This window comes from Streptomyces sp. NPDC056222, assembly GCF_042264065.1.
In the GTDB taxonomy this organism is placed as follows: Bacteria; Actinomycetota; Actinomycetes; order Streptomycetales; family Streptomycetaceae; genus Streptomyces.
Window position 1 is genome coordinate 1 of record NZ_JBHJTL010000119.1, and the last position, 23,039, is coordinate 23,039.

The following is a 23,039-nucleotide window of genomic DNA, read 5'->3' on the forward strand; positions in this document are numbered from 1 at the left end:
GGTGGGCACAACCCACGACGGCGCCGCACCTGTGCGCACCGTACGGACCGGGAGCCTGGGCCCGGCAAGGGCGCCGTTCCGTTGTGCCCACCCGTTCCGCCCCAGCGGAACAGCTGCCCACAACGGGGTGGGGGGGTGAGGTGGTGAGGGTTGGCGTCGGCTCGGCGGAACGAATGCCCACAACGGGGGGCGCCGCCCCGGCGGAACGCTCCCCGCGACGGGGGAGGGGGCGCCGCCCCGGCGGCATGGGGTGCCCGCCACCGGCGTGGGCGTCGACCCCGCGGAGCCGGCGGCGCCCCGACCCCGCGGCACCCGGGGTTCACGGCCGTCGCAGCTTGCGGCTCAGCAGTGCCACCGGGTGTTCGGAGAAGAGTTCGGTCAGCCTCACCGGGCCGCCCGGGAACTCCCGTACACCGTCCAGAAGGTCGAACCACGGGCCCGGTGGCAACGTCAGCTCCGTGTCCTGCCAGCCGCCCGCCTCCGCGAGGCGTAGGGGGAGTCGGGTGACCGCCGTGACCACCTCCGGCGTGGCGCCCTCGCCTCGGGCGAAGGCCAGGCAGTGCGGCGCCGCGGCGCCGGACGCGGGCAGCGGCAGGTAGTCTCCCGCCGCACCGAAGAGTTCCGGATGCCGCCGCCGTAGCCCCAGCGCCGCCCTGACCAGCGCCGTCTTGTCGTCGTCCGGCCCGATCGCGAACGGCTGCCGGTTGTCCGGGTCGACCAGCGCCCGGTACTCCCGTTCCGTCCCCTGGTAGAGCTCCGGCACACCCGGCATCGTCAGCTGCACGAGCGTCGCGCCCAGCATCTGCGTGCGGATGTGCGGCTCCAGGGCGAACGCAGCCTCCGACGCCGCCCGCAGCGGAATCCGGCCGGGCCCCGCCGCCACGAAGTCGGTCACGGCCCGCTCGTACACCGGATCGGGCTCCGTCCAGCTGGTGTGCAGACCTGCCTCCCGTACGGACTTCAGCACCGCGGGGCCGAGCCGGTCCGGATCGGGGGTGCCGAAGCCGAACGCGGTCTGCCACGCCGTCCACGCCAGATGCGGATCGGGCGCCGGCACCCCGGCCACCTCCTCCAGCAACGCCGCCCAGACCGACGGGCATTGGGAGAGAACGGCGATTCCCGCCCGGACGTCCGCGCTGCGCTTGGTGTCGTGCGTGGTCAGCACCGTCCCGGTGGCGGGCCAGTCCCGGGCCAGCCGCAGGCAGTACGCGTGGAATTCCTCCGGTGCGACGGCGGGACGCCCGGGGTCGCCGCCCACCTCGTTCGCCGACAGCAGCGGGGTGTAGCGGTAGAAGGCCGTGTCCTCCACGGACTTGGCCCGCAGCGCGGAGGACGTCTGCGCGAACCTCGCCCGGAACGCCATGTGTTCGGGACCGTCGCCGAGCCGCCCGAGCGCCAGATCCCGTACGGTGTCGACGGCCGCGGCCTCCTCCGGCACGGCGAAGGCCGCTTTCGCCCCGCGCGCCGCGTCCGGGGTGAGGACCGCCTCTCCGCCGACCCGGTACGTGCGGTACACGGGGACACGGACCAGGAGTTCACGGATCGCGGTCCGCAGCGCCCACGGCGCGTGATCCCGCAGCTCCGGGTCGGCGGCGCAGATCCGGCCCGCGATCCGGGTCAGGGCAGTCGTCTCCGCGGACAGCTCGTGCGTCACGACCTTGTACGCGGCGCGGCGGGCTGTCGCCTCCCAGATCCCGCCCCGGTCTCCGGCCCGCCCGGCGAACTCGCGGTACACGTCGAGGAGTTCGTCGGCGCCCGCCGCGTCCACGAAGACCCCGTCCACGTACCGCAGGGCGTCGTAGCCGGTGGTCCCCGCCACGGGCCAGGCCGGCGGCAGCGGCTCCGTACCGGTGAGGATCTTCTCCACCACCGTCCAGCACCGGCCGCCCGTCGCCTCGTGCAGCCGCTCCAGATAGCCCTCCGGGTCGGCGAGCCCGTCGGGATGGTCGATCCGCAGCCCCTCGATGATCCCGTCCCGCACCAGTTCCACGATCTTGCCGTGGGTGTCGCCGAACACCTCGGGGTCCTCGACCCGTACCCCGATCAGCTCCGAAATGGTGAAGAAGCGGCGGTAGTTGAGCTCGGTGCGGGCCAGGCGCCACCAGGCCAGGCGGTACCACTGGGCGTCGAGCAGCTCGGGCAGCGGAAGTCCCTCGGTCCCCGCACGGAGCGGGAACGCCTGCCCGTCCAGATGCAGCGCGCCGTCGGAGACCCGCATCCGCTCCCGAATGTCAGGCAGTCGTTCGGGCAGAACGGGCAGCAGGACCCGGCCGTCGCCCGCCTCCCAGTCGATGTCGAACCAGCGGGCGTACGCCGAGTCCGGGCCCTCACGGAGCACCGCGTGCAGCGCGTGGTTGTGCGCGGGCGACGCCGCCATGTGATTGGGCACCAGATCCACGACCAGGCCGAGACCGTGGGCCCTGGCGGTCGCCGCGAGCGCCCGCAGCCCCTCCTCACCGCCCAGCTCCCGCCGGATCGTGCGGTGATCGGTCACGTCGTAGCCGTGCGTGGAGCCGGGCACGGCCTCCAGGACGGGGGAGAGGTGCAGGTGGGACACCCCGAGGCCGGCGAGGTACGGGACAGCCCGCTCGGCTGCCGAGAAGGAGAACTCCGGCTGGAGTTGGAGCCGATAGGTGGCGGTGGGGACCGTCGGGACGGTGGGCAAGGGCGTCATGCGAACGTACGTACCCGGCGTGGAGGCTTCTGTGTCATCGCCTCATGCGTCCGTTCGTGTGCATCGCGTTACGTTCGGCCGATGCTGCGCATGTATCGCGACACCCTCTCCCTGCTCGGACCCGTGCTTCCGGTCCTCTCTTTCATGGGGCGGTTGCCCACCGCCATGTGCCAGCTCGGCAGCCTGCTCCTGGTCGCCGAGACGAGCGGATCACTGACGACGGCGGGGCTCGCCGGAGGGGCGCTCGCGGCGGGGCAGACCGTCGCCGGACCGGTCATCGGCCGGCTCGCGGACCGGCGTGGACAGCGCGGGGTGGTCCTCGCCGCGTCCCTCGCCAACGCGGTGGCCGTCGCCGCGCTCGTCCTCGCGGCGCTCGCGCACGCGGCGACCGGCTGGCTGATGCTCCTCGGCGCGCTGGCCGGGGCGACCGTCCCGCAGATCGGGCCGCTCGCCCGGGTCCGCTCGGTCGCCCTGGCCCGGGGTTCCGGCGCGGACGACCGGACGGTGGGGACCGTGCTGTCCTTCGAAGGGACGCTCGACGAGGTGTCGTTCGTCCTCGGGCCGGCCTTCGTCGGCCTCGCGGCGGCGCTCGCCCATCCGGCCGCGGCCCTGCTGCTCGCGGCGGGGCTCCTGGCCACGTGCGGAGCGGCCTTCGCGTTGCACCCGTCGGCCCTCGCTGCCGAGGGCGGTACGAAGGCCGCCACCACCCGGACGGCTGCCGCCGAACGGGGCCGGCTGCCGAGGTCCGCGTACGCGCTGCGGATCACGATGGTGCTTCAGGGCGCCATGTTCGGGGCCTCGCAGGCCGGGATCACCGCGCTCACGGAGAAGCTCGGGGCGCCGGCGCAGGCGGGGCTCGTCTATGCGGCGATGGGGGTGATGAGCGCCGCGGTCGGGCTGTCCATGGCGGCGGTGCCCGCGCGGATCGGGCTGGCGACGCGGTGGAGGGCGGCGACGGCGGCGCTCGTCGTCCTCTCCGTCCCGCTCGTCCTCGTCGACTCGCTGGTCGCGCTGTACGTGGTCGTGATCGTCCTCGGTGCCGCGTACGCGCCTCATCTGATCACGGTCTTCGGGCTCACCGAGCGGACCGTCCCGGCGTCCCGGCTGGCCGAGTCGATGGCGTTTCTGACGAGTGGCGTCGTCGGCGGGCAGGCGCTGGCGCTCGCCCTCTCGGGACGGCTCGCGGACACGTACGGGTCGGCGGCGGCGTTTGCCGTGGCGGTGGTGGCGGCGGTGCTGTGCGCCTTGCTCTCCTGGACGGCTCGGCCGGTCGTCCCGACGCTGCGGTCCCGGGAACTGACCCCAAACCCTTGACGACGAGCGCCAGCCCTCGACCGGCTCGAGGCCACCGCTCCACCGGGCGGTGCCCCGGGCCCCACGAGTCGTGACCACCCACACCGCTGGTGCGGTGCCCACCCCCGTCGCGGGGACCCGTTCCGCCGGGGCGGCGCCCGCCCCCGTCGCGGGGACCCGTGCCGCCGGGCGGTGCCACCCACCCCCGTCGCGGGGACCCGTGCCGCCGGGCGGTGCCACCCACCCCCGTCGCGGGGACCCGTGCCGCCGGGCGGTGCTCACCTCCGGTTGCGGGCGCCCGTTCCGCCGGGCGGTGCCCACCCTCGGTTGCGGGCGCCCGTGCCGCTGGCGCGGTGCCCGCCCTCCCCGTAGCGGGGACCAGTTCCGCCGGGGCGGCGCCCACCCTCCCGCCACGGTGACCCGGTTCCGCCGGGGGCGGGCCCCCGCGCCTCTCGCCCACCCACCCCCGTTGTGGGCAACTGTTCCGCTGGGGCTGGGGGTCCCCCCGGACGGAGTCTGGGGGAGGGTGGGCACAACGGAACGGCGCCCTTGCCGGGCCCAGGCTCCCGGTTCGTACGGTGCGCAAAGGTGCGGCGCCGTCGTGGGGTTGTGCCCACCCGTTCCGCCCCGCGGAACGCCTGCCCACAACCAGGCGGGGCGGGTTGCGGGTGGACACCGCCCTGTGAAGCGCCTGCCCATAACCTGCCGGGGGCCGGCGTTGAGGGGGGAACCGCCCTGCGGAACGCCTGCCCACAACCCGCGTGAGCGGGGTCGAGGGGTGGGCACCGCCCTGCGGTACGCCTGCCCACAACCGGGGTGGCGGGGTTGAGGGGGCGCCGCCCTGTGGAGCGCCGACCCACAACCCGGTGGGGCGGGGGTTGAAGGCGGGCAGCGTCCTGCGGACGCACAACCCCGGCGGGGGTGCCGGTGGGCGCCGCCCCGTCGAGCCGGCGCCCCCGGCCGGGGACCTCGTCCCGTCTACGCCGGGCGTTTCAGGACCGTCAGGCTCAGTGGTGCCAGTGTCACCCGTTCGCCAGCCGCCACCTTCGGGCCCTCCTGGGGTGGGATGCCCTCCGGGTGGGACGTGTCCACCACCACGCGCCAGGTCTGGCCGTGGTTGACCGGGACCTCGAACTCCAGCTCCTGCGACGACGCGTTGAACATCAGCAGGAACGAGTCGTCCGCGATCCGCTCCCCCTGCGTCCCCGGCTCCGAGATCGCGTTGCCGTTGAGGAAGACCGACAGCGCCTGGGCGTGGGCCGCCTGCCAGTCCCGCGCGGTCATCTCCTCGCCCTCCGGGGTGAACCACGCGATGTCCGTGAGCTCGTCGTGGGTGCCCTCCACCGGCCGCCCGTGGAAGAAGCGGCGGCGGCGGAAGACCGGATGGTCCCGCCGCAGCCGCGCCATCGCGCGGGTGAACTCCAGCAGGGTGCCCTCCTCCGAGGCGCCCGGCTCCGGCCAGCGCACCCACGACACCTCGTTGTCCTGGCAGTACGCGTTGTTGTTGCCGCCCTGCGTCCGCCCGAACTCGTCACCGTGGCTGAGCATCGGCACACCCTGCGACAGCATCAGCGTGGCGAGGAAGTTCCGCATCTGCCGGTTGCGCAGCTCGTCGATGCCGATGTCGTCCGTCTCGCCCTCGGCGCCGCAGTTCCACGACCGGTTGTAGCCCTCGCCGTCCCGATTGCCCTCCCCGTTCGCCTCGTTGTGCTTCTGGTTGTACGAGACGAGGTCGCGCAGCGTGAAGCCGTCGTGGCAGGTGACGAAGTTGACCGAGGCGAGCGGCCGTCGGCCGTCGTCCTGGTAGAGGTCGGACGAGCCGGTCAGCCGGGACGCGAACTCTGCGAGCGTCCGGGGCTCACCGCGCCACAAGTCCCGTACACAATCCCGGTACTTGCCGTTCCACTCGGTCCACAGCGGCGGGAAGTTCCCCACCTGGTAGCCGCCCTCGCCCACGTCCCACGGTTCGGCGATCAGCTTCACCTGGCTGACCACCGGGTCCTGCTGCACCAGGTCGAAGAACGAGGACAGCCGGTCCACCTCGTGGAACTGCCGGGCGAGCGTCGCCGCCAGGTCGAAGCGGAAGCCGTCGACATGCATCTCGGTCACCCAGTACCGCAGGCTGTCCATGATCAGCTGAAGCACGTGCGGGGACCGCATGAGCAGTGAGTTACCGGTGCCGGTGGTGTCCGTGTAGTACCGGCGGTCGTTCGAGAGGCGGTAGTACGACGGGTTGTCCAGGCCACGGAAGGACAGCGTGGGGCCCAGATGGTTGCCCTCGGCCGTGTGGTTGTAGACCACGTCGAGGATGACCTCGATCCCCGCCTGGTGCAGGGCCCGTACCGCCGACTTGAACTCGAGCACCTGCTGGCCCCGGTCGCCCCAGGAGGCATAGGCGTTGTGCGGGGCGAAGAAGCCGATGGTGTTGTAGCCCCAGTAGTTCGAGAGGCCCGCGTCCACCAGCCGGTGGTCGTGGACGAACTGGTGCACCGGCATCAACTCCAGGGCTGTGACGCCCAGTTCCTTGAGATGGCCGATGACCGCCGGATGCGCGAGCCCCGCGTACGTCCCGCGCAGCTCCTCCGGCAGCTCCGGGTGGAGCATCGTGAGGCCCTTCACATGGGCCTCGTAGATCACCGTCCGGTGGTAGTCGGTGCGCGGACGCCGGTCGTCGCCCCAGTCGAAGTACGGATTGACCACGACCGAGGTCATCGTGTGCGGCGCCGAATCCAGGTCGTTGCGCGAGTCCGGCCGCCCGAAGTGGTAGCCGTACACCGCCTCGCCCCAGTCGACGGAGCCCGAGACCGCACGTGCATAGGGGTCGAGGAGCAGCTTCGCCGAGTTGCAGCGCTGCCCGCGCTCCGGCGCGTACGGGCCGTGGACGCGGAACCCGTACCGCTGACCCGGCATCACTCCCGGCAGATAGGCGTGTCGGACGAAGGCGTCCGTCTCGCGCAGCTCCACCGCCGTCTCCGAGCCGTCGTCGTGGAGCAGACACAGCTCGATTCTGTGGGCGGCCTCGGAGAAGACCGCGAAATTGGTTCCAGCGCCGTCGTAGGTGGCGCCCAGGGGATACGCCTGTCCCGGCCAGACCTGCATAGATAAGACTCTTCCATTCTGATCCGGGTGTTGGGGTGCACTCCGGCCAGATCCTGCCCGAAAAGGGGGCAACCTCCTAGGACTTCGGCCCGTCCTACCGGGTGACCAGTACACAAGGGGGATACAGAGGGGGAAGTGTGTACGAAATAGTGCGCCGCCATTTGGGGAAAGTGGTGGCGGGCGCGGCCATGGCGGTGACAGGCACCGCCCTCATGGTCGGGATCACCCTGCCGGGGAACGCGGGCGCCGAGGGCACGCGCGGGAACGACCTCGCCGGGGGTCGTACCGCCGCGTCCGCACCGCCGGGGTCGGCGGACGCCGCCGGTACGGCGCCGGAGCCCGCGACCCTGGCCACCGCACCGCCCGAGGGGGCGAAGGGCGTCGGCACCGACCCCCTCACCGACGACGAGCTGAAGCGGGCCGAGGCCCTGGCGCTGACTCCGCCGGCCGCCTCCGCGCAGCGCGACGTCGAAGGGGGCCGAGGTCCTCAGCACCTGGCCACCGAGCTCGCCGATCCGCTGCCGGAGGAGATCGACAAACCCGGTTCGCCGCGCCGCGCCGAGGTCCGCTTCTACGACTACGGGCGCAACGAGCTGATCACCCGGACCGTCAACCTGGAGACCGGGAAGGTCGAGCACGCCGCCGCGCAGCGCGGGGTGCAGCCCTCGGCACACCCCGAGGAGCTGCGCGAGGCCTTGGAGCTGATCCTCGCGAGCCCGCTCGGCAAGGGGGTCCGGGAGGACTACAAGGACGCCACCGGCAAGGCGCTGACCTCGCCCGACCAGCTCTGGTTCAACGGCGACGTCTACCGCACCTACCGCGAGGCGAAGGTGCCCGCCCAGCTCGCCGCGTGCGGCGAGCACCGCTGCGTCCGGCTCGTCACCAAGATCCTCAACGGCTCGTGGATCGACACCCGGAACCTCATCGTCGATCTCAGCGCCAGGACCGTCACGCGCGTCGGCTGACCACCGACCTACCCCCAGCCTTCGGCCGGGGGTACCCCCAACGAGGGAGTTCTCGACCCATGCCCCACCCGTTCCTCTCGCGCGCCCGCAAGCAGGGCGCCGTCCTCGCCTCCGCCGCGCTGCTCGCCACCGCCACGGCGGCCGCGGGCCCGGTGAGCTCCGCCACGGCGGCCCCGGCACCGCCCCGCCCTGACTGCTCCGCCGCCTACCGGGTCGAACAGACCCTCGACGGCGGCACCACCTGGCGCATGTGCTGGCGCTACGACACCGACTCCGGCCTCATCCTGGACAAGGTCACCTACCAGCCCAAGAGCGCGGCGGCCCCGATCCGCGTCCTGAACAGCGCCAAGCTCGCGCAGATCCACGTCCCCTACGACGACGGCAACGCCGAGTACGACGACCTCACCGGCGCCGGCTTCGGCTGGGGGCTGCAGAACCTGAAGCCGGCCGAGTGCCCCGGCGGCACGATCACCGCCGTGAAGGTGCCCGAGGTCGGCAACGTCAACGGCCTGTGCACCACCACCCGGGCGCGCGGCCACGCCTACCGGATGGCCAACGACGAGGGCACCAAGGTCTGGCAGGCCCAGGGCAAGGACCTGCTCGTCTACACCGTCAACAAGGTGGCCTGGTACGAGTACATCACCGAGTGGCGGTTCTCCTCCGACGGCACGATCGCCGCCAATGTCGGCGCCACCGGCAGTCTGTCCCCGGGGGACTACAACGCGACCGACGGCCGCGGCTGGCCGATCGGCCCGGGCGCCCGCTCCTATGCCACCAGCCATGCCCACAACGTCTTCTGGCGGCTCGACTTCGGCCTCGACGGCAGCGTCAAGGACCGGATCGAGCAGTACGACTCCAAGGTCACGGCCCCGGCGGCCGGTGGCGGCGGCCCGACCGTGAAGACCACGCGCACCCCGGTGACGAAGGAGCTCGCGGGCGACGCGAAGAACATGCGCTGGTGGCGGGTGGTCAGCGCCACCGGCAAGAACAAGGACGGCCACGCCCGCTCGTACGAGATCGTGCCCGGCCCCTCCAACACCCACGCCGGGCGCGGCTTCACCAAGCACGACATCTACTTCACCCAGACCCGGGCCTGTGAGCAGTTCGCCAGCAACAACATCCTCAACTGCGGCCCGAACGCGCCCGACAGCGTGGACAAGTGGGTCAACGGAGAGACGCTCACCGACCCCGCCGTCTGGGTCAACATCGGGTTCCACCACATCGCCCGGGACGAGGACCAGCAGCCGATGCCGGTCCACTGGCAGGGCTTCCAGCTCGCACCCAGGGACGTTACCGCTATGAATCCGCTCACTCCGGCCGATCTCGCCAACCAGAACGGCGCTCCGAATCAGGGGAGTTGAGCAAGCAGCCTGCCGATCCTGCTGCACCGCCTCCCGCTCGCGGAGTACCCTTCCTTGATCGTCGACAGACGGTCGGAACGGGCGTCCAGAAGTAGAAGGCGGTGCGCGGGTGAGCTCGGGAGGTCTGGAGCTGCCCCCAGGTGACGCGGGTCACGAGGGGAGCTCCCCCGACCCCGTGGAAGTCCCGCCAGGAGCGGTCTCGGTCGCCAGACCGATGGAGATCGGGGCGGAGCTCGACTGGGGCGCCGAAGCCTGGAGCGAGGTGCGCACCCGCGCCCAGCGGGCGGGCAGGGCCTACATCTGGCTGAATCTCGTCGAGCAGCGACTGCGGGCCGTGGTGGCCGCCGTCCTGCGGCCGGTGTACGAACCGGTGCACGGCGAGGACTGGGTGGTGGCCGCGGCCGGCCCGGCCGGACAGGAGTGGGTGCAGCGCGCCGTCGCCGTCCGCGAGGTCTCGCGGCGCAAGGGCTATCTCCTCGACCCGGCCGACGACAACGTGCTGAGCTTCCTCACGCTCCCGCAGCTGCGGGAGTTGATGGTGCAGCACTGGCCGTGCTTCGAACCGTACTTCGACGACCGGCGGGAGGTCGAGCTCGCCCTGGACGAGCTGGAGGTGACGCGCAACGTCGTCTCCCGCAACCGGGCCCTCTCGCTCACCGTGCTCGCCCAGTCCGAGCGGGCCTCCGCCCGGCTCCTGGAGATCCTCGGCAGCGGGGCGGCGGTGCCGTCCGCCGACCGGCTACCGGTCGACGCCGTCGAGGACCTGGTCGGGGACCGGTACGCGGACGTGGTCTCCGTCCATCCCGACCGGGTGCGGCTGCAGCGGCAGCTGCCGGCCGAGGACCTCTTCGGCGGCGCCCGGCGCCTCGACGCCACCGGCATAGGTCTGAATCTGCTGGTGCAGAACTTCTCCGGGCGGCGGCTCGTGCGGCTTGCCGAGTCGGGCTGCCGGATACGGCTGCTGTTCCTGAACCCGGCGAGCAGCGCCGTGAAGCGGCGCGAGCGCGAACTGGGCCTGAAGAAGGGCGAGCTGAGCCGCTCGGTGGAGATGAACATCCTCCATATGCGGCGGGTGCGCTCCAGGCTGCGGGACCCGGGCGCCTTCCAGATCCATGTCTTCGACGAGACGCCTCGCTTCACCGCCTACCTGGTGGACGGGGACGGACCGGACGGCGTCGGCGTCGTCCAGTCGTATCTGCGGAAGGCACGGGGGATGGAGGCGCCGGTCCTGGTGCTGCGCGGGGGCGGTCGGAACGTGGTGCGCTCGGGACAGCAGCCGCGCGATGGCGATTACGGACTTTTCGCAACATACCGGGAGGAGTTCGAGTCGGTCTGGCTCGACTCCCGGCCGGTCTCCTGAGCCCGGGACCCGAGGCCCGAGGACCGTTGTCAGTGGCTCGTGCGAGGGTGTTCAGCACCACGGGGGAGATCACGTAAGGAGGACCCGATGGCTTGGCACGGGGAAGCGCTGGTCGGATTCGACCTGGAGACGACCGGCACCGAACCGCTGGAGGCGCGGATCGTGACGGCCTCGATCGTCGGCGTCCACGGCGGGCGCGTCGTGCGGCAGCGGGACTGGCTCGCCGATCCGGGGATCCGTATCCCGGCACAGGCGTCCGCGATCCACGGCATCAGCAGCGAGCGGGCGGCCGCCGAGGGACGGCCGGTGCGCGAGGTCGCCGACGAGATCGCCGAGGCCCTTACGGGGTACTGGTCCCAGGGCGTCCCGGTCGTGGCGTACAACGCCTCCTTCGACCTGACGCTGCTCTCCGCCGAGCTGCGGCGCCACGGGCTCCCCTCACTGAGCGAGCGGCTGGGCGGCGCGCAGATAGGCCCGGTCATCGACCCGTACACCATCGACCGGGCCGTCGACCGCTACCGCCGGGGGAAGCGGACCCTGGAGGCGGTCTGCGCCGAGTACGGCGTCGTCCTCGAGGCGGCCCACCAGGCCGCGGCCGACGCGCTGGCCGCCGTGCGGGTGGCGGTCGCGATAGCCGAACGGCACAGGTCGGTGGCCGAGCTGACCCCGGCGGAGCTGCATGAGCGTCAGATCGGCTGGTACCGCGTCTGGGCGGAGGACTTCCAGGACTTCCTGCGCCGCAAGGGCAGCCCGGAGGCGGTCGTCGACCCGACCTGGCCGCTGCGCGCGCCGGCCACGGTGGCCGGCTGACGACGGCCGGCCGGCGACGGTCGGGCCGACGGCCCGCCTCCTGGCGTCCCTCCGGCGCGGTCAGCCGATCGGGTTCTCCGCCAGGAAGTCCAGAAGCAGCGTGTTGATCCGCTCCGGCTGGTCCAGCTGGAGCCAGTGCCCGGCGTCCTCGACGCGCTCGTACCGCCAGGTGCCGTCCACGTGCTTGCCGGTGCCGGTCATGGACTGTTCGGTCATGAAGCGGTCGCCGGGGGACCACACGCCCATCACGGGGACGGGCAGCGGCGGCAGCGGCAGTGCCGGGCCGAACTGGACCTCGGCGGGGAGACCCGCCCGGTAGACGTTCAGTGCGGCGGTCAGCGCACCGGGCGCCCTCAGCGGGTCGATGACGGCCTCCGCGTCGGGGTGCTCGCCCAGCATCTCCCGCAGGTTGGCGAAGTCGTCCCGTGCGAGCCACTCCTCGGCGAGCCCCGGGAACTGGAACAGGAGCATGTACCAGGACCGCTGCTTCTGCTCGAAGCCCGCCTCGCGGATGGACGCCAGGTGGCCCACCGACAGGATGCTCAGACTCGCGACCCGCTCGGGCGCGGCCTGGGCGAGACCCTGCACCATGCCCGAGCCCCAGTCGTGCCCGACAAGATGGACCCGGTCGATATCCAGCCGGGCGAGGAGTTCGAGCAGGTCGCCGACGTGCTTGCCCGGGTGATACGCCTCCACGCCGCCCTCCGGCCGGCCCGAGGCGCCGAAGCCGCGCAGCGTCGGAGCGACGCACCTGTACCCGGCCGCGGTCAGGGCCTCCACCTGATGGCGCCAGAGATGATGGCTGTCGGGAAAACCGTGCACCAGCAGGACGGCCGGGCCCTGGCCGCTCACCTCGACGTCGAGCGCCACCTCGGACAGTTCCACACGCATCACAACACCCCGATCGTGAGTGGGAATTCGAGCGGCGCGCCCCGTCCTGCCGTCAGAAGGGGTACCACCGCACCTCGGGGTCACCTTCCCGCAGCGAGGCCACCCGGCGCTCGAATTCGGCCAGTGCCTTGGGGTTCGTCGGCGCGTGCTGGGCCACCCAGGCGCAGCTCGCGGTCTCCCGGGCCCCGCGCAGCACCGCGCACCCGTCCCACTCCCGTACGTCCCAGCCGTACGCCTCGGTGAAAGCGTCGTACGCGGCCGGATCGAGGCCGTACCGGTCCCGGGAGAGGGCGAGCACCACCAGGTCGTGCTCGCGCAGATCGGAGGAGAAGGTCTCCAGGTCGACCAGGACCGGCCCGTCGGGGCCGACATGGACGTTGCGGGGCAGCGCGTCGCCGTGGATCGGACCGGGGGTGAGGTGCGGGGTGAGCGCGGCCGCCGCCGGGGCGAAGGAGTCACGGCGCTCGCGCAGGAAGGCCGCGTCGGCCGGATCGATCGCGTCGCCGGCCAGCCGCAGCCATCGCTCGACCCCGCCGAGCAGCTCGCGGCGCGGCAGCGTGAGTTCGGCGGGCTCCGGCAGGGCGTGGATCAGCCGCAGCAGCGGCGCCAGATCGCGCGGCTCGGCCGGACGCACGGCCTCGGGCAGTCGGTGCCAGAGGGTGACCGGGTGGCCCTCCACCAGGCGAGGCTCGGGCTCCGCCGCTCGTACGGCAGGGATGCCCGCGCCCTCCAGCCAGTCCGCGAGCGCCAGCTCCCGTTCCGCCCGGGGGAGCAGCTCAGCGTCCCGGCCGATCTTCACCACGAGATCACCCACGGCGAAGACCGCGTTCTCCCCGAGTGCGAGGAGCGGCGCCTCCGGCTCGCGCACCGCGCCGCGGCTGCTCTCGCCGCCCGTGGGCAGCCCCGCGGCGGCCAGGATCTCCCGTGCCCGCGCCTCGTCCATCCGTCTCTCCCACCTGCCTGTGCGAATCAGCCAAAGTCTCGCATCCATGCAGGTGACCTTGACGAACCGACGGACCGTCAGGACCATGACGGAGGCCGGGACGGCGCGGCAAAAGGCACATAAGGGGGCGAATCCATGAGTGTGCTGGCGACCGCGACGAAGCGGTCCGGCGGTCCGAGGACCACCGGCGGGAGACCCGGTCACCGGCGGGACCACAGCGCCTGGTTCCTGGTGCTGCCCGCGCTGATCCCCATCCTGATCCTCAGTGTCGGCCCGCTGCTCTACGGCATCGCCCTCGCCTTCACCGACGCCCAGTCCGGCCGCACGCAGGCCACCCGGTGGGTCGGCACGCTCAACTTCCAGGACCTGCTGCACGACACGTTGTTCTGGGACTCGTTCCGGATCGGCCTGGTGTGGGCCGTCGGGGTCACCGTCCCGCAGTTCCTGCTCGCCCTCGGGCTCGCGCTCCTGCTCAACCAGAACCTGCGCTTCCGCTGGCTGGCCCGGGCGCTCGCGATCATCCCCTGGGCCATGCCCGAGGTTGTCGTCGGCATCATGTGGCGCCTCGTCTACAACCCCGACGCGGGCATCCTCAACGAGACCATCCGCGATCTCGGCCTCGGCGACGGGCGGGACTGGCTCACCGGGCTCGCCACCGCCCTGCCGGCCGTGATCCTCGTCGGCATCTGGGCCGGGATGCCCCAGACGACGGTCGCCCTGCTCGCCGGACTGCAGAACACCCCGCACGAACTCCACGAGGCCGCCGCCCTCGACGGAGCGGGCGCCTGGCGCCGCTTCCGTACCGTCACCTGGCCCGCGCTCAAGCCGGTCGCCCTCGCCATCACCGCGCTGAACTTCATCTGGAACTTCAACTCCTTCGCCCTGGTCTACGTCCTGACCAACGGCGGACCTGGTGGCCGCACCCGGCTCCCCATGCTCTTCGCCTACGAAGAGGCCTTCCGCTACGGGCAGTTCGGATACGCCGCCGCGATGGGCTGTGTCATGGTCGCCGTCATCTCCGTGCTCCTCGCCCTCTATCTCGTCGGACGGCTGAAGGGGGACCAGGACCGGTGAGCACGCTCCGCACCAGCAAGCCCGCGCGGTTCGGCCAGTACCTTGCCCTCCTGGCGTATCTGGTCTTCCTCGCCTTCCCGTTCCTCTGGCTGATCTCCACCGCCTTCAAGCCGGCGACGGAACTGGGCTCGCTGCACCCGACATGGATCCCGAAGGACCCGACCCTCGCCAACTTCCGGCAGGCGTTCGAGGAGCAGCCGCTGCTCCAGGCCGCGGGCAACAGCCTGATCGCCGCCCTCGCGGCAGCTCTGATCGCCGTCGTCATCGCCACGCCCATGGCCTATGTGATGGCCCGCCACCGTGGCCGGCTCTCCACGGCCGCCACCGGCTGGGTCGTGATCAGCCAGGCCTTCCCGTTCGTGCTGGTGATCATCCCGCTCTTCCTCGTCCTGAAGAACCTGCATCTGATCAACAGCCTCTTCGGCCTGGTCATGGTGTACGTCGTCTGGTCGCTGCCGTTCGCGCTGTGGATGCTCGTCGGTTACGTACGGGCCGTCCCGGCCGAGCTGGAGGAGGCCGCGGCCGTCGACGGCGCCGGGAAGCTCCGTACGCTCGCCTCGGTCACCGCCCCGCTGCTCGCTCCCGGCATCGTCGCCACCGCGCTCTTCGCCTTCATCACCGCATGGAACGAGTTCTTCTTCGCGCTCGTCCTGCTCAAGACCCCGGAGAAGCAGACCTTGCCGGTCGTCCTCACCCACTTCCTCGGCGCGGAGGGCGTCGCCGACCTGGGGCCGCTCGCCGCGGCCGCGTTCCTCGCCACGATTCCCTCGCTCGTCATCTTCGCGATCATCCAGAAGCGCATCACGGGCGGGATGCTGACCGGGGCGGTGAAGTCCTGATGCGTGTACGGGTGTTCACGGCGGCCGCGGCCGCGCTGGCGCTGCTCCTCACCGGCTGCTCCGCCGGGGACGACTCCGACGGCGGCCCGATCCGGCTCCGCTTCCAGTCGCTGGCCTGGCAGAAGGAGTCCGTCGACGCCAACAAGGAACTGGTGAAGGAGTGGAACGCGGCCCACCCCGACATCCAGGTCGACTACGTCCAGGGCAGCTGGGACTCCGTCCACGACCAGCTCCTCACCTCCTTCGAGGGCGGCGAGGCGCCCGACATCATCCACGACGCCTCGGACGACCTGGCCGACTTCGCCTACGGCGGCTACCTCGCCGATCTCCGTACCCTCCTGCCCGAGCGCCTCAGGGCCGACATCCCGGCGCGCAGCTGGGAGACCACGACCTTCGGCGACGGGATCTACGGCGTTCCGTTCCTCCAGGAACCCCGCATGATCATGGCGAACAAGCAGATCCTGGAGTCCTCCGGCGTCCGGATCCCGACCCCGGAGAAGCCCTGGAGCTGGGAGGAGTTCCGGCAGATCACCAGGGATTTGACGGCCGCCATGGGCAAGGGGAGATACGCGGTCGCCTGGCCCCTCAAGGAACCCGTCTCGGTCAGCCTCAACCTGGGGCTCTCGGCGGGCGGGCGGCTCTTCCACCGGGAGCCCGACGGAAGGGTGACCATCCGCTTCACCGGGGACGACGGCGTCGTCCCCGGCACCATCAACGACCAGGTGAACACCGACCTCAGCGCCTCGCGCTCCACTCTGGGCACCGGCGGCTCCGACGCCCTGCCGGGCTTCTTCGGCGGCAAGTACGCGATGGTCCCGCTCGGCTTCTCGTACCGCCAGCAGATCACCCAGCAGGCTCCCAAGGGCTTCGAGTGGATCGTGCTGCCGGCTCCCGCCGGGAAGGACGGGCTCGCGCAGGGTGTCAGCCCGCAGACGCTCTCGATCGCCGAGGACAGCCCGTACAAGAAGGAGGCGGCGCGGTTCCTCGACTTCTTCCTCCAGCCGGACAGCATGGTCCGCCTGGCGCGCGGCGACTGGATGCTGCCGACCGGCACGGCGGCGCTCGCGGACCCGTCCCTGCGCACCGCGAAGGACGGCTGGGCGACCGGAGCCGCCGTGGCCGAATATTTGCGACCCGCACCCGCGCAATCGGTGCGCGGCTACCCGGAGTGGAAGGACAAGGTGGCCACCCCGGCGTATCAGGAGTACTACAGCGGCGCGATCGACACCGAAGAGCTGCGCAAGCGTCTGGTGGAGGACGGGAATCTGGTCCTCGCCCGCTACCAGCGTCGCTGAGTCGTCCGCTCGCGCCGGCGAACACGCATATTGTTGGACGAGACGTCTCGTCTCGTTTACTGTGAACGCATGACCAGCACTCCGCGCCCTGCCTATATCGCCATGTTCTCCATCGCCGCCCACGGCCATGTGAACCCGAGCCTCGAAGTGATCCGTGAGCTCGTCGCCCGCGGGCACCGCGTCAGTTACGCCATCCCCGCCTCCTTCGCCGAGAAGGTCGCCGCCACCGGCGCGACCCCCGTCGTCTACACCTCCACGCTTCCGACCGACGACGACCCGGACGCCTGGGGTGCCGAACTCATCGACAACATCGAACCCTTCCTCCATGACGCCGTGCAGGCGCTCCCGCAGCTCGCGGAGGCCTTCGACGGCGACCGGCCCGACCTCGTGCTGCATGACATCACCGCCTACCCCGCTCCTGTCCTCGCACACCGGTGGGATGTCCCCGTCGTGGGACTCTGGCCGAATCTCGTCCCGTGGGAGGGGTACGAGGAGGAGGTCGCCGAGCCGATGTTCGCCGAGCTCAAGGCATCCGAGCGGGGCAAGGCGTACTACGCCCGCTTCGAGAACTGGCTGGCCGAGCACGGTGTCGACACCCACCCCGACCGGCTGATCGCCCGCCCCCGTCGGGCGATCGTGCTCATCCCCCGGGCGCTCCAGCCGCACGCCGAACGGGTCGACGAGTCCGTCTTCACCTTCGTCGGCGCCTGTCAGGGCGACCGGGCGGACCAGGGGGAGTGGCAGCGGCCGGCGGATGCGGAGAAGGTGCTCCTGGTCTCGCTGGGCTCGGCCTTCACCAAGCAGCCCGACTTCTACAAGGCGTGCATCGATGCCTTCGGGGACCTGCCCGGCTGGCATGTCGTGCTCCAGATCGGCGCCTTCGTCGACCCGTCGGAGCTCGGCGAGATTCCGGCCAATGTCGACGTGTGCTCCTGGGTCCCCCAGCTGGCGATCCTGAAGCAGGCGGACGCCTTCATCACCCACGCGGGGGCGGGCGGCAGTCAGGAGGGGCTGGCCACCGCCACCCCGATGGTCGCGGTCCCGCAGGCCGTCGACCAGTTCGGCAACGCGGACATGCTCCAGTCCCTGGGCACGGCCCGGCACCTGCCGATGGAGGAGGCGACCGCCGAGCGTCTGCGTGAAGCGGTGCTCGCACTCGTCGACGACCCCGAAGTGGCCCTCCGCGCCAAGGAGATCCAGGAGCGGATGGCGAGCGAGGGCGGAGCGCGTCGGGCTGCGGACCTGATCGAGGCCGAACTGCCGTAGAACGCGTCGCACTTGAGGGCCCCCGGATGGTCGGGGGCCTTACGCGTGCGCCGAGTTGGGTCGAGTTGACCGAATTATTATTACGAAAGCTTGTTGAGTAAGTCACAGGTGCGCGAAGGTCTTGATTTGCACTCGTCAATGAGCAAGGGTTTCGAGGCAGCTACCGGAGAGTTTCCTTCCAGTGGCTCATCCCCCCACAAATCCTGACGAGGAGACCCCTCTTCATGGCAATACACAAGCGTGTCCGCCGGACGAAGCTCATCGCCGTCTCGACCGCGATCGCGGCCGCGGCCGGAGTCACCGTCTTCACCACCCAGTTCGCCGGCGCGGCCCCCACGCCCGCCCTCGGAACTGTCTACGGTCTCGGCGCGGAAGGCGCCGTCGCAGGTAGCTACGTCGTCCTGCTGGACGAGAAGGCCGACAAGAGCGAGCTCGCGAAGGAGTACGGCGGCACCCTGCGCCGCAGCTACGACTCCGCGGTCAACGGCTTCTCGGTCAACGACCTCTCGGAGACCGAGGCCAAGCGCCTCGCCGCCGACCCGGCCGTGGCCAAGGTCGTCCAGAACAAGAAGTTCTCCATCAACGCCACCCAGACGGACCCGCCCTCCTGGGGTCTGGACCGGGTCGACCAGGCCGAGACCGCCGGGGACAAGAAGTACACGTACCCCGACAAGGGCGGCGAGGGCGTCACCGCGTACGTCATCGACACCGGAGTCCGCGTCAGCCACGAGGACTTCGGCGGCCGTGCCGTCGACGGCTTCGACGCCATCGACAACGACGAAACGGCCCAGGACGGCAACGGCCACGGCACGCACGTCGCCGGCACCATCGCGGGCACCGCCCACGGTGTCGCCAAGAAGGCCAAGATCGTCGCCGTTCGCGTCCTCGACGACAACGGCTCCGGTACCACCGAGCAGGTCGTCGCGGGCATCGACTGGGTCACCAAGAACCACCAGGGCCCGTCCGTCGCCAACATGAGCCTCGGCGGAGGCGCCGACCCCGCCCTCGACGACGCCGTCAAGAAGGCCATCGCCGCCGGCGTCACCTTCGGCGTGGCCGCGGGCAACGAGTCCTCGGACGCGGGTCAGGGCTCCCCCTCCCGTGTCCAGGAGGCGATCACGGTCGCCTCCTCCACCGAGGACGACCAGCAGTCCAGCTTCTCCAACTTCGGTTCCGTGGTGGACCTCTACGCCCCGGGCTCGGAGATCACCTCGGCCTGGAACGACAGCGACACCGGCACCAAGACCATCTCGGGTACGTCCATGGCGACCCCGCACGTGGTCGGCGCAGCCGCCGTCTACCTCGCGGGACACCCGGACGCCACCCCGGACCAGGTCGCCCAGGCACTGGTCGGCGGAGCGACCCCCGACAAGATCTCCAACCCCTCCGAGGGCACCGCCAACAAGCTGCTCAAGATCGTCGAGTAGCGGCCCCGGCCCGATGACCGGCGGCCGCCGTGCCCTCCCCCACGGGGCACGGCGGCCGCCTATCGTGTGACCATGACGAAGACGTACGCCGTTCTGCTGCGCGGAATCAATGTGGGCGGACACCGCAAGGTGCCCATGGCGGAGTTCCGTTCCCTCCTCGAGAGCCTCGGCCACGGCGACGTCAGGACCTATCTCCAGAGCGGGAACGCCGTCTTCACCACCGACGCCGACGAGCGGGAACTCACCGCCGGCATCGAGGACGCCATCGAGAAGCACTTCGGCTTCCGCGTCGACTGTCTCGTCCGCGACGCGGAGTACCTCGCCGCCGTCGCCGACGACTGCCCCTTCCCCGCCGCCGAGCTGGAGGGGAAGCAGCTCCATGTCACGTACCTCTCCGAGCGGGTCGACCCCGAGCGCTTCGCCGCCATCGACCAGGACGCCTTCCTGCCGGAGGAGTTCCGGCTCGGCGACCGCGCGCTCTACCTCTACGCACCCGACGGCCTCGGCCGGTCCAAGCTCGGCGAGGCGCTCTCCCGCCCCGCCCTCTTCAAGGGGATCGTGGCGACCTCGCGCAACTGGAACACCGTGGTCAAGCTGGTGGAGATGACCCGGTCGTAGCGCCGAAGGGACCCCACCGTCCCGTTCAAGATCATCCGGGTGCAGAATGACCCGTATGTCGATGACGAACACACCGAAAACGGCAACGATCGACGATGCTGAGCCGATCGGCCGCACCCTGACCCGCGCCTTCGACCACGACCCGATGATGCGCTGGTTCTTCCCCGACGACGCCTCGCGCGAGGCGCGGTTGGGCCGCTACTTCACCACGATCTTCACGCGTCAGTACGTCCGCCACGGAGTGTGCGAGCACACCGAGGCCGCGGCCGCCTTCTGGGCGCCTCCGGAGGCGCAGGCCAAGGCCGTTCCCGACGCGGAGACCATCCGGGAACTCCAGGACATCCTCGGTGACCGGGCCCCGCTGTTCAGGGACGCCGTCGAGACGGCCGCCGCGCACACGCCCCAGGAGCCGCACTGGTCCCTGGCGCTGATCGGCGCCGACCCGGCCGCGCAGGGCCAGGGGCACGGGGCAGCCCTGCTGCGCTCGGGTCTCGCCAAGGCCGACGCGGCGGGTCTGCCCGCCTATCTGGAGTCCTCCAGCCCGTCCAACCTGCCCTTCTACGAGCACTTCGGCTTCGCCGTGCGCGAGGAGTTCCGGCTGCCGGGCAACGGGCCGGTGCTGTGGGGGATGTGGCGCGAACCGCGCGGCCCCGAGGCTTCGTAACGAAACTCAGGCCGGCGGCGCGTCGTCCGCGGCGCGCCAGGCGATCGCCAGACCCTCCAGCCACGCCGGGGGCAGCTCGGCGTCGTCCCACTCCGTCCGCAGTGCGGACGGAGTGGCGGTGAGGCGTTCGAGGACGGCGATGCTGGTGGGGGAGTGGATGAGGGAGTAGCGGCCGTGGACGGCGATGCGGCTGCCGGGGCCGTACTGCGCGTACACCTGGGTCAGTCGGCTCCGATGGGTCTCGGCGAACTCCTCGAGCCGCCCCGCGTACCCGACCCGTTCGACGACGCCCATCGTGCCGAGGACGGCGGTGAGGACCTCGTCCGACACCTCGGGGTCGAGGTCCGAGGCGTGGCTGAACGCGAGGTAGAGCGGGGTCACGGCGACCTTCGCCCGCTCCACGTCCACCATCCCGACCGGGGTACGGGCGCGTGCGACGCCGTCCTGGCCACTTCCGCGCAGGGGATGGTCGGTCAGCGCCGGGCCGATCGCGCGCCGCAGGGCCCGCTCGGCGAGGTGGACGAGTTCCGCGTCGACGGCCTGGGCGCCGGCGAGCCAGCCGGAGGCGTACGGCTCGCCGCCTTCCGGCGGGACGCCCACGATCTTGCCGATCTCGCCGTGGGCCTCCGCGATCGCACCGGCCTCGACCAGCGCGATCAGCTCCTCGGCGTCCACGTGGAACACTCCCGCCCGGCCGAGGAGTTCAAGGAGGGTCTTCTTCGCGTTCATGACGCTGGCGGAGTCCAGCGGGTGCTGGCCCTCTTCGGCGGTGTCGATGATGTCCTCCTCGTCGGCCTCGGCCTGGTGCGGAGAGGCTTTCAGCTGGGGGTGGCCCTCGTCCAGCTTCTCAAAGATCGCCGGACGGAGGGCGGCTCTCCTGGCCGAGGGCCCGTTCCACCGTGGCGTAGGTGACGCCGTGGTCCGCCAGGGTCTCGGCGACGACGCCGGGGCGGGCGGTGAGCGCGAGCAGCAGATGCTCGTCACCGATCGCCTTCTCGCGGCGCCCGAGACAGACGCGCAGGGACCGCTCCAGAACTCCCTTCGCCTCGCTGGTGAAGGGCCGGTGCCCGGTGCGGCGGACCCGCTCGTCACGGTCGTCGGCGAGTGCGCCCGGGCCGTGTGCCTCCTCGACCCGGGCGACGATCTCGGACACGTCGATCCCGAGCCCGGCGAGCGCGTCCGTGTCCGCCTTGGAGAGCCCGCCTCGGCGACGCGCATCCATGAGCGCCGCCTCCAGCGATTCCCGCCGATCCGTCACTCCCAGGGCCCGCAGGACGAAGGACGCCTTGGTGCCCTCGGCGTCGAGAAGCGCGAGCAGCAGATGCTCCTCGGTGACCACGGGAGCGCCCTGGCTTTCGGCCTGGACCACCGCCCCCTTCACCACCGCCCGGGCCCCCTTCGTGAACCGTTCGAACATCAATGCCTCCCGTGCTTCTTGTGGACGGCCTGACGGCTCACGCCCAGCTCCGCGGCGATCTCCTGCCACGACCAGCCCTGGGCGCGGGCGCTGCGTACCTGAACGGCCTCCAGCTGTTCGAGGAGCCGCCTCAGTGCGGAGACGGCGCGGAGCCCGACCCGGGGGTCGCGATCCCCCGCCCGCTCGGCGAGATCGGTTGCATCGGTCATGCTGTCAACTTACGTTGACAGCCCTCTCGTGTCAACCATGGTTGACACGTTTCGAGGGGTGATCTGAGGACAGGTCCCACAGACGGGACTCCTCGGAGAACTGGTGGCAGTTGACTACGCGAGCTCGCCACCACCGGTCTCAAGCCGATGCCTCCTCCGCACCGTTGGCACCGCCGTCCTCCAGCACCTTCGGCATCCCGTTCACCAGCACCACCACCTCGGTCACGTCCCCGCCCGCGGAGCGCCCCACCCACACGGGATACGTGCCGTCGCCCGTCGTCGCGAAGGCGACCAACTCGCCGCCGGATGCCTCGTCCCGAGTGCGCACCATGTACATGGAGTCGGGGATGTCCTCCCCGACATCCGGCTCCCCATGGACAAGGTGTCGCTCGAAGAGCCGGTGGAGCGACTCCCAGGCCCCGGCATCGGCGAAGCATCCGGTCGCGCCGTCGGTACTGAAGCCGAAGACCTCGTCCTCGCCGAGCAGCCGGGGGTCGTCATCCGGTCCGAGGGCCATCTCCCACGAGGTGGAGGGGGTCTCGCCGACGCGAAGCCGAACCGCCGTGGTGTCCGTACGGGTCACCCATCCCTGGCGCCACTCGCAGTCGTACCCGACGCGGACCTGTGCTTCGTCGAGCACGTACTCCCCCGGCGGGACAGGGACCGTGATGGCGGGTCCTTCGCCGAGGAGGTCGTCCGGTCCGGATATGGCCAGCAGGCCGCTCGGCACACGCAGGGTTCCGGTCCGGCGCGGCTCCAGGACCGTCATCTCGGAGTGGTACCCGTCGGTCACACGCGTTCCGGGCCGAAACAGTGCGTCGAGCGGCCCGGGCT

Annotated in this window: 20 protein-coding genes; 12 read left to right on the top strand and 8 right to left on the bottom strand. The window is 71.3% G+C overall.

Annotated features, from left to right (window positions below; all coding sequences use genetic code 11):
- Positions 1-319: 319 nt before the first annotated feature.
- Positions 320-2,674: a malto-oligosyltrehalose synthase gene (gene treY / locus ACFC0D_RS34360; protein WP_376444781.1), complete on the bottom strand. Its 2,355-nt coding sequence runs from the start codon at positions 2,672-2,674 to the stop codon at positions 320-322.
- A 90-nt stretch (positions 2,675-2,764) separates the two neighbouring features.
- Here treY and ACFC0D_RS34365 point away from each other — a divergent pair, with 90 nt between their 5' ends.
- Positions 2,765-3,988 (top strand): MFS transporter, encoded by a 1,224-nt coding sequence (locus ACFC0D_RS34365; RefSeq protein ID WP_376444832.1) that lies wholly within the window; start codon positions 2,765-2,767, stop codon positions 3,986-3,988.
- A 957-nt stretch (positions 3,989-4,945) separates the two neighbouring features.
- Here ACFC0D_RS34365 and glgX read toward each other — a convergent pair.
- On the bottom strand, positions 4,946-7,066 hold the full coding sequence (glgX, locus tag ACFC0D_RS34370; protein ID WP_376444784.1) for a glycogen debranching protein GlgX: 2,121 nt from the start codon (positions 7,064-7,066) through the stop codon (positions 4,946-4,948).
- 137 nt (positions 7,067-7,203) lie between these two features.
- On the opposite strand from glgX, the gene ACFC0D_RS34375 reads away from it, so the two are divergent.
- The 4 genes from ACFC0D_RS34375 to ACFC0D_RS34390 all read left to right on the top strand — a co-directional run bounded on the left by ACFC0D_RS34375 (position 7,204) and on the right by ACFC0D_RS34390 (position 11,562).
- Positions 7,204-8,031 carry a Tat pathway signal sequence domain protein gene (locus ACFC0D_RS34375; protein WP_376444786.1) on the top strand — a complete coding sequence of 276 codons (828 nt, stop codon included), beginning with the start codon at positions 7,204-7,206 and terminating at the stop codon, positions 8,029-8,031.
- A 59-nt stretch (positions 8,032-8,090) separates the two neighbouring features.
- Positions 8,091-9,392 (top strand): copper amine oxidase, encoded by a 1,302-nt coding sequence (locus ACFC0D_RS34380; RefSeq protein WP_376444789.1) that lies wholly within the window; start codon positions 8,091-8,093, stop codon positions 9,390-9,392.
- A gap of 109 nt (positions 9,393-9,501) precedes the next feature.
- Positions 9,502-10,752 (top strand): SAV2148 family HEPN domain-containing protein, encoded by a 1,251-nt coding sequence (locus tag ACFC0D_RS34385; protein WP_376444791.1) that lies wholly within the window; start codon positions 9,502-9,504, stop codon positions 10,750-10,752.
- Positions 10,753-10,839: 87 nt separating this feature from the next.
- Complete coding sequence (locus ACFC0D_RS34390; protein WP_376444794.1) at positions 10,840-11,562, top strand: 3'-5' exonuclease; 723 nt, start codon at positions 10,840-10,842, stop codon at positions 11,560-11,562.
- 60 nt (positions 11,563-11,622) lie between these two features.
- On the opposite strand, the gene ACFC0D_RS34395 is transcribed toward ACFC0D_RS34390, so the two are convergent.
- Both ACFC0D_RS34395 and ACFC0D_RS34400 read right to left on the bottom strand, forming a co-directional pair.
- On the bottom strand, positions 11,623-12,453 hold the full coding sequence (locus tag ACFC0D_RS34395) for an alpha/beta fold hydrolase (protein WP_376444796.1): 831 nt from the start codon (positions 12,451-12,453) through the stop codon (positions 11,623-11,625).
- Positions 12,454-12,505: 52 nt separating this feature from the next.
- Positions 12,506-13,396, bottom strand: coding sequence for a phosphotransferase enzyme family protein (locus ACFC0D_RS34400; RefSeq protein ID WP_376444799.1), 891 nt, complete (start codon positions 13,394-13,396; stop codon positions 12,506-12,508).
- A 135-nt stretch (positions 13,397-13,531) separates the two neighbouring features.
- Here ACFC0D_RS34400 and ACFC0D_RS34405 point away from each other — a divergent pair, with 135 nt between their 5' ends.
- The 7 genes from ACFC0D_RS34405 (at position 13,532) to ACFC0D_RS34435 (ending at position 20,579) form a co-directional block, all read left to right on the top strand.
- Positions 13,532-14,470, top strand: coding sequence for a carbohydrate ABC transporter permease (locus ACFC0D_RS34405; protein WP_376444802.1), 939 nt, complete (start codon positions 13,532-13,534; stop codon positions 14,468-14,470).
- The gene (locus ACFC0D_RS34410; RefSeq protein WP_376444805.1) at positions 14,467-15,309 is read left to right on the top strand and encodes a carbohydrate ABC transporter permease; all 843 of its coding nucleotides are present in this window, start codon (positions 14,467-14,469) and stop codon (positions 15,307-15,309) included. Before ACFC0D_RS34405 ends, ACFC0D_RS34410 begins: the two co-directional genes overlap by 4 nt.
- Positions 15,309-16,604: an ABC transporter substrate-binding protein gene (locus ACFC0D_RS34415; protein ID WP_376444808.1), complete on the top strand. Its 1,296-nt coding sequence runs from the start codon at positions 15,309-15,311 to the stop codon at positions 16,602-16,604. Before ACFC0D_RS34410 ends, ACFC0D_RS34415 begins: the two co-directional genes overlap by 1 nt.
- A gap of 69 nt (positions 16,605-16,673) precedes the next feature.
- Complete coding sequence (mgt, locus tag ACFC0D_RS34420; protein WP_376444811.1) at positions 16,674-17,870, top strand: macrolide-inactivating glycosyltransferase; 1,197 nt, start codon at positions 16,674-16,676, stop codon at positions 17,868-17,870.
- A 224-nt stretch (positions 17,871-18,094) separates the two neighbouring features.
- Positions 18,095-19,297, top strand: a complete 1,203-nt coding sequence (locus tag ACFC0D_RS34425; RefSeq protein WP_376444814.1) for a S8 family serine peptidase — start codon at positions 18,095-18,097, stop codon at positions 19,295-19,297.
- Between the two features lie 72 nt (positions 19,298-19,369).
- On the top strand, positions 19,370-19,915 hold the full coding sequence (locus ACFC0D_RS34430; RefSeq protein ID WP_376444816.1) for a DUF1697 domain-containing protein: 546 nt from the start codon (positions 19,370-19,372) through the stop codon (positions 19,913-19,915).
- A gap of 46 nt (positions 19,916-19,961) precedes the next feature.
- Positions 19,962-20,579 (top strand): GNAT family N-acetyltransferase, encoded by a 618-nt coding sequence (locus ACFC0D_RS34435; RefSeq protein WP_376444819.1) that lies wholly within the window; start codon positions 19,962-19,964, stop codon positions 20,577-20,579.
- Positions 20,580-20,585: 6 nt separating this feature from the next.
- On the opposite strand, the gene ACFC0D_RS34440 is transcribed toward ACFC0D_RS34435, so the two are convergent.
- The 4 genes from ACFC0D_RS34440 to ACFC0D_RS34455 form a co-directional block, all read right to left on the bottom strand.
- Positions 20,586-21,308: a hypothetical protein gene (locus ACFC0D_RS34440; protein ID WP_376444822.1), complete on the bottom strand. Its 723-nt coding sequence runs from the start codon at positions 21,306-21,308 to the stop codon at positions 20,586-20,588.
- Between the two features lie 118 nt (positions 21,309-21,426).
- Positions 21,427-21,996 carry a Clp protease N-terminal domain-containing protein gene (locus tag ACFC0D_RS34445; RefSeq protein WP_376444825.1) on the bottom strand — a complete coding sequence of 190 codons (570 nt, stop codon included), beginning with the start codon at positions 21,994-21,996 and terminating at the stop codon, positions 21,427-21,429.
- Positions 21,996-22,205, bottom strand: coding sequence for a helix-turn-helix domain-containing protein (locus ACFC0D_RS34450; protein ID WP_329114377.1), 210 nt, complete (start codon positions 22,203-22,205; stop codon positions 21,996-21,998). The genes ACFC0D_RS34445 and ACFC0D_RS34450 overlap by 1 nt, the downstream gene beginning before the upstream one ends.
- Before the next feature lie 139 nt (positions 22,206-22,344).
- Positions 22,345-23,039, bottom strand: a 695-nt coding sequence (locus tag ACFC0D_RS34455; RefSeq protein ID WP_376444829.1) for a DUF4241 domain-containing protein, incomplete at its 5' end; no start/stop codon positions are given.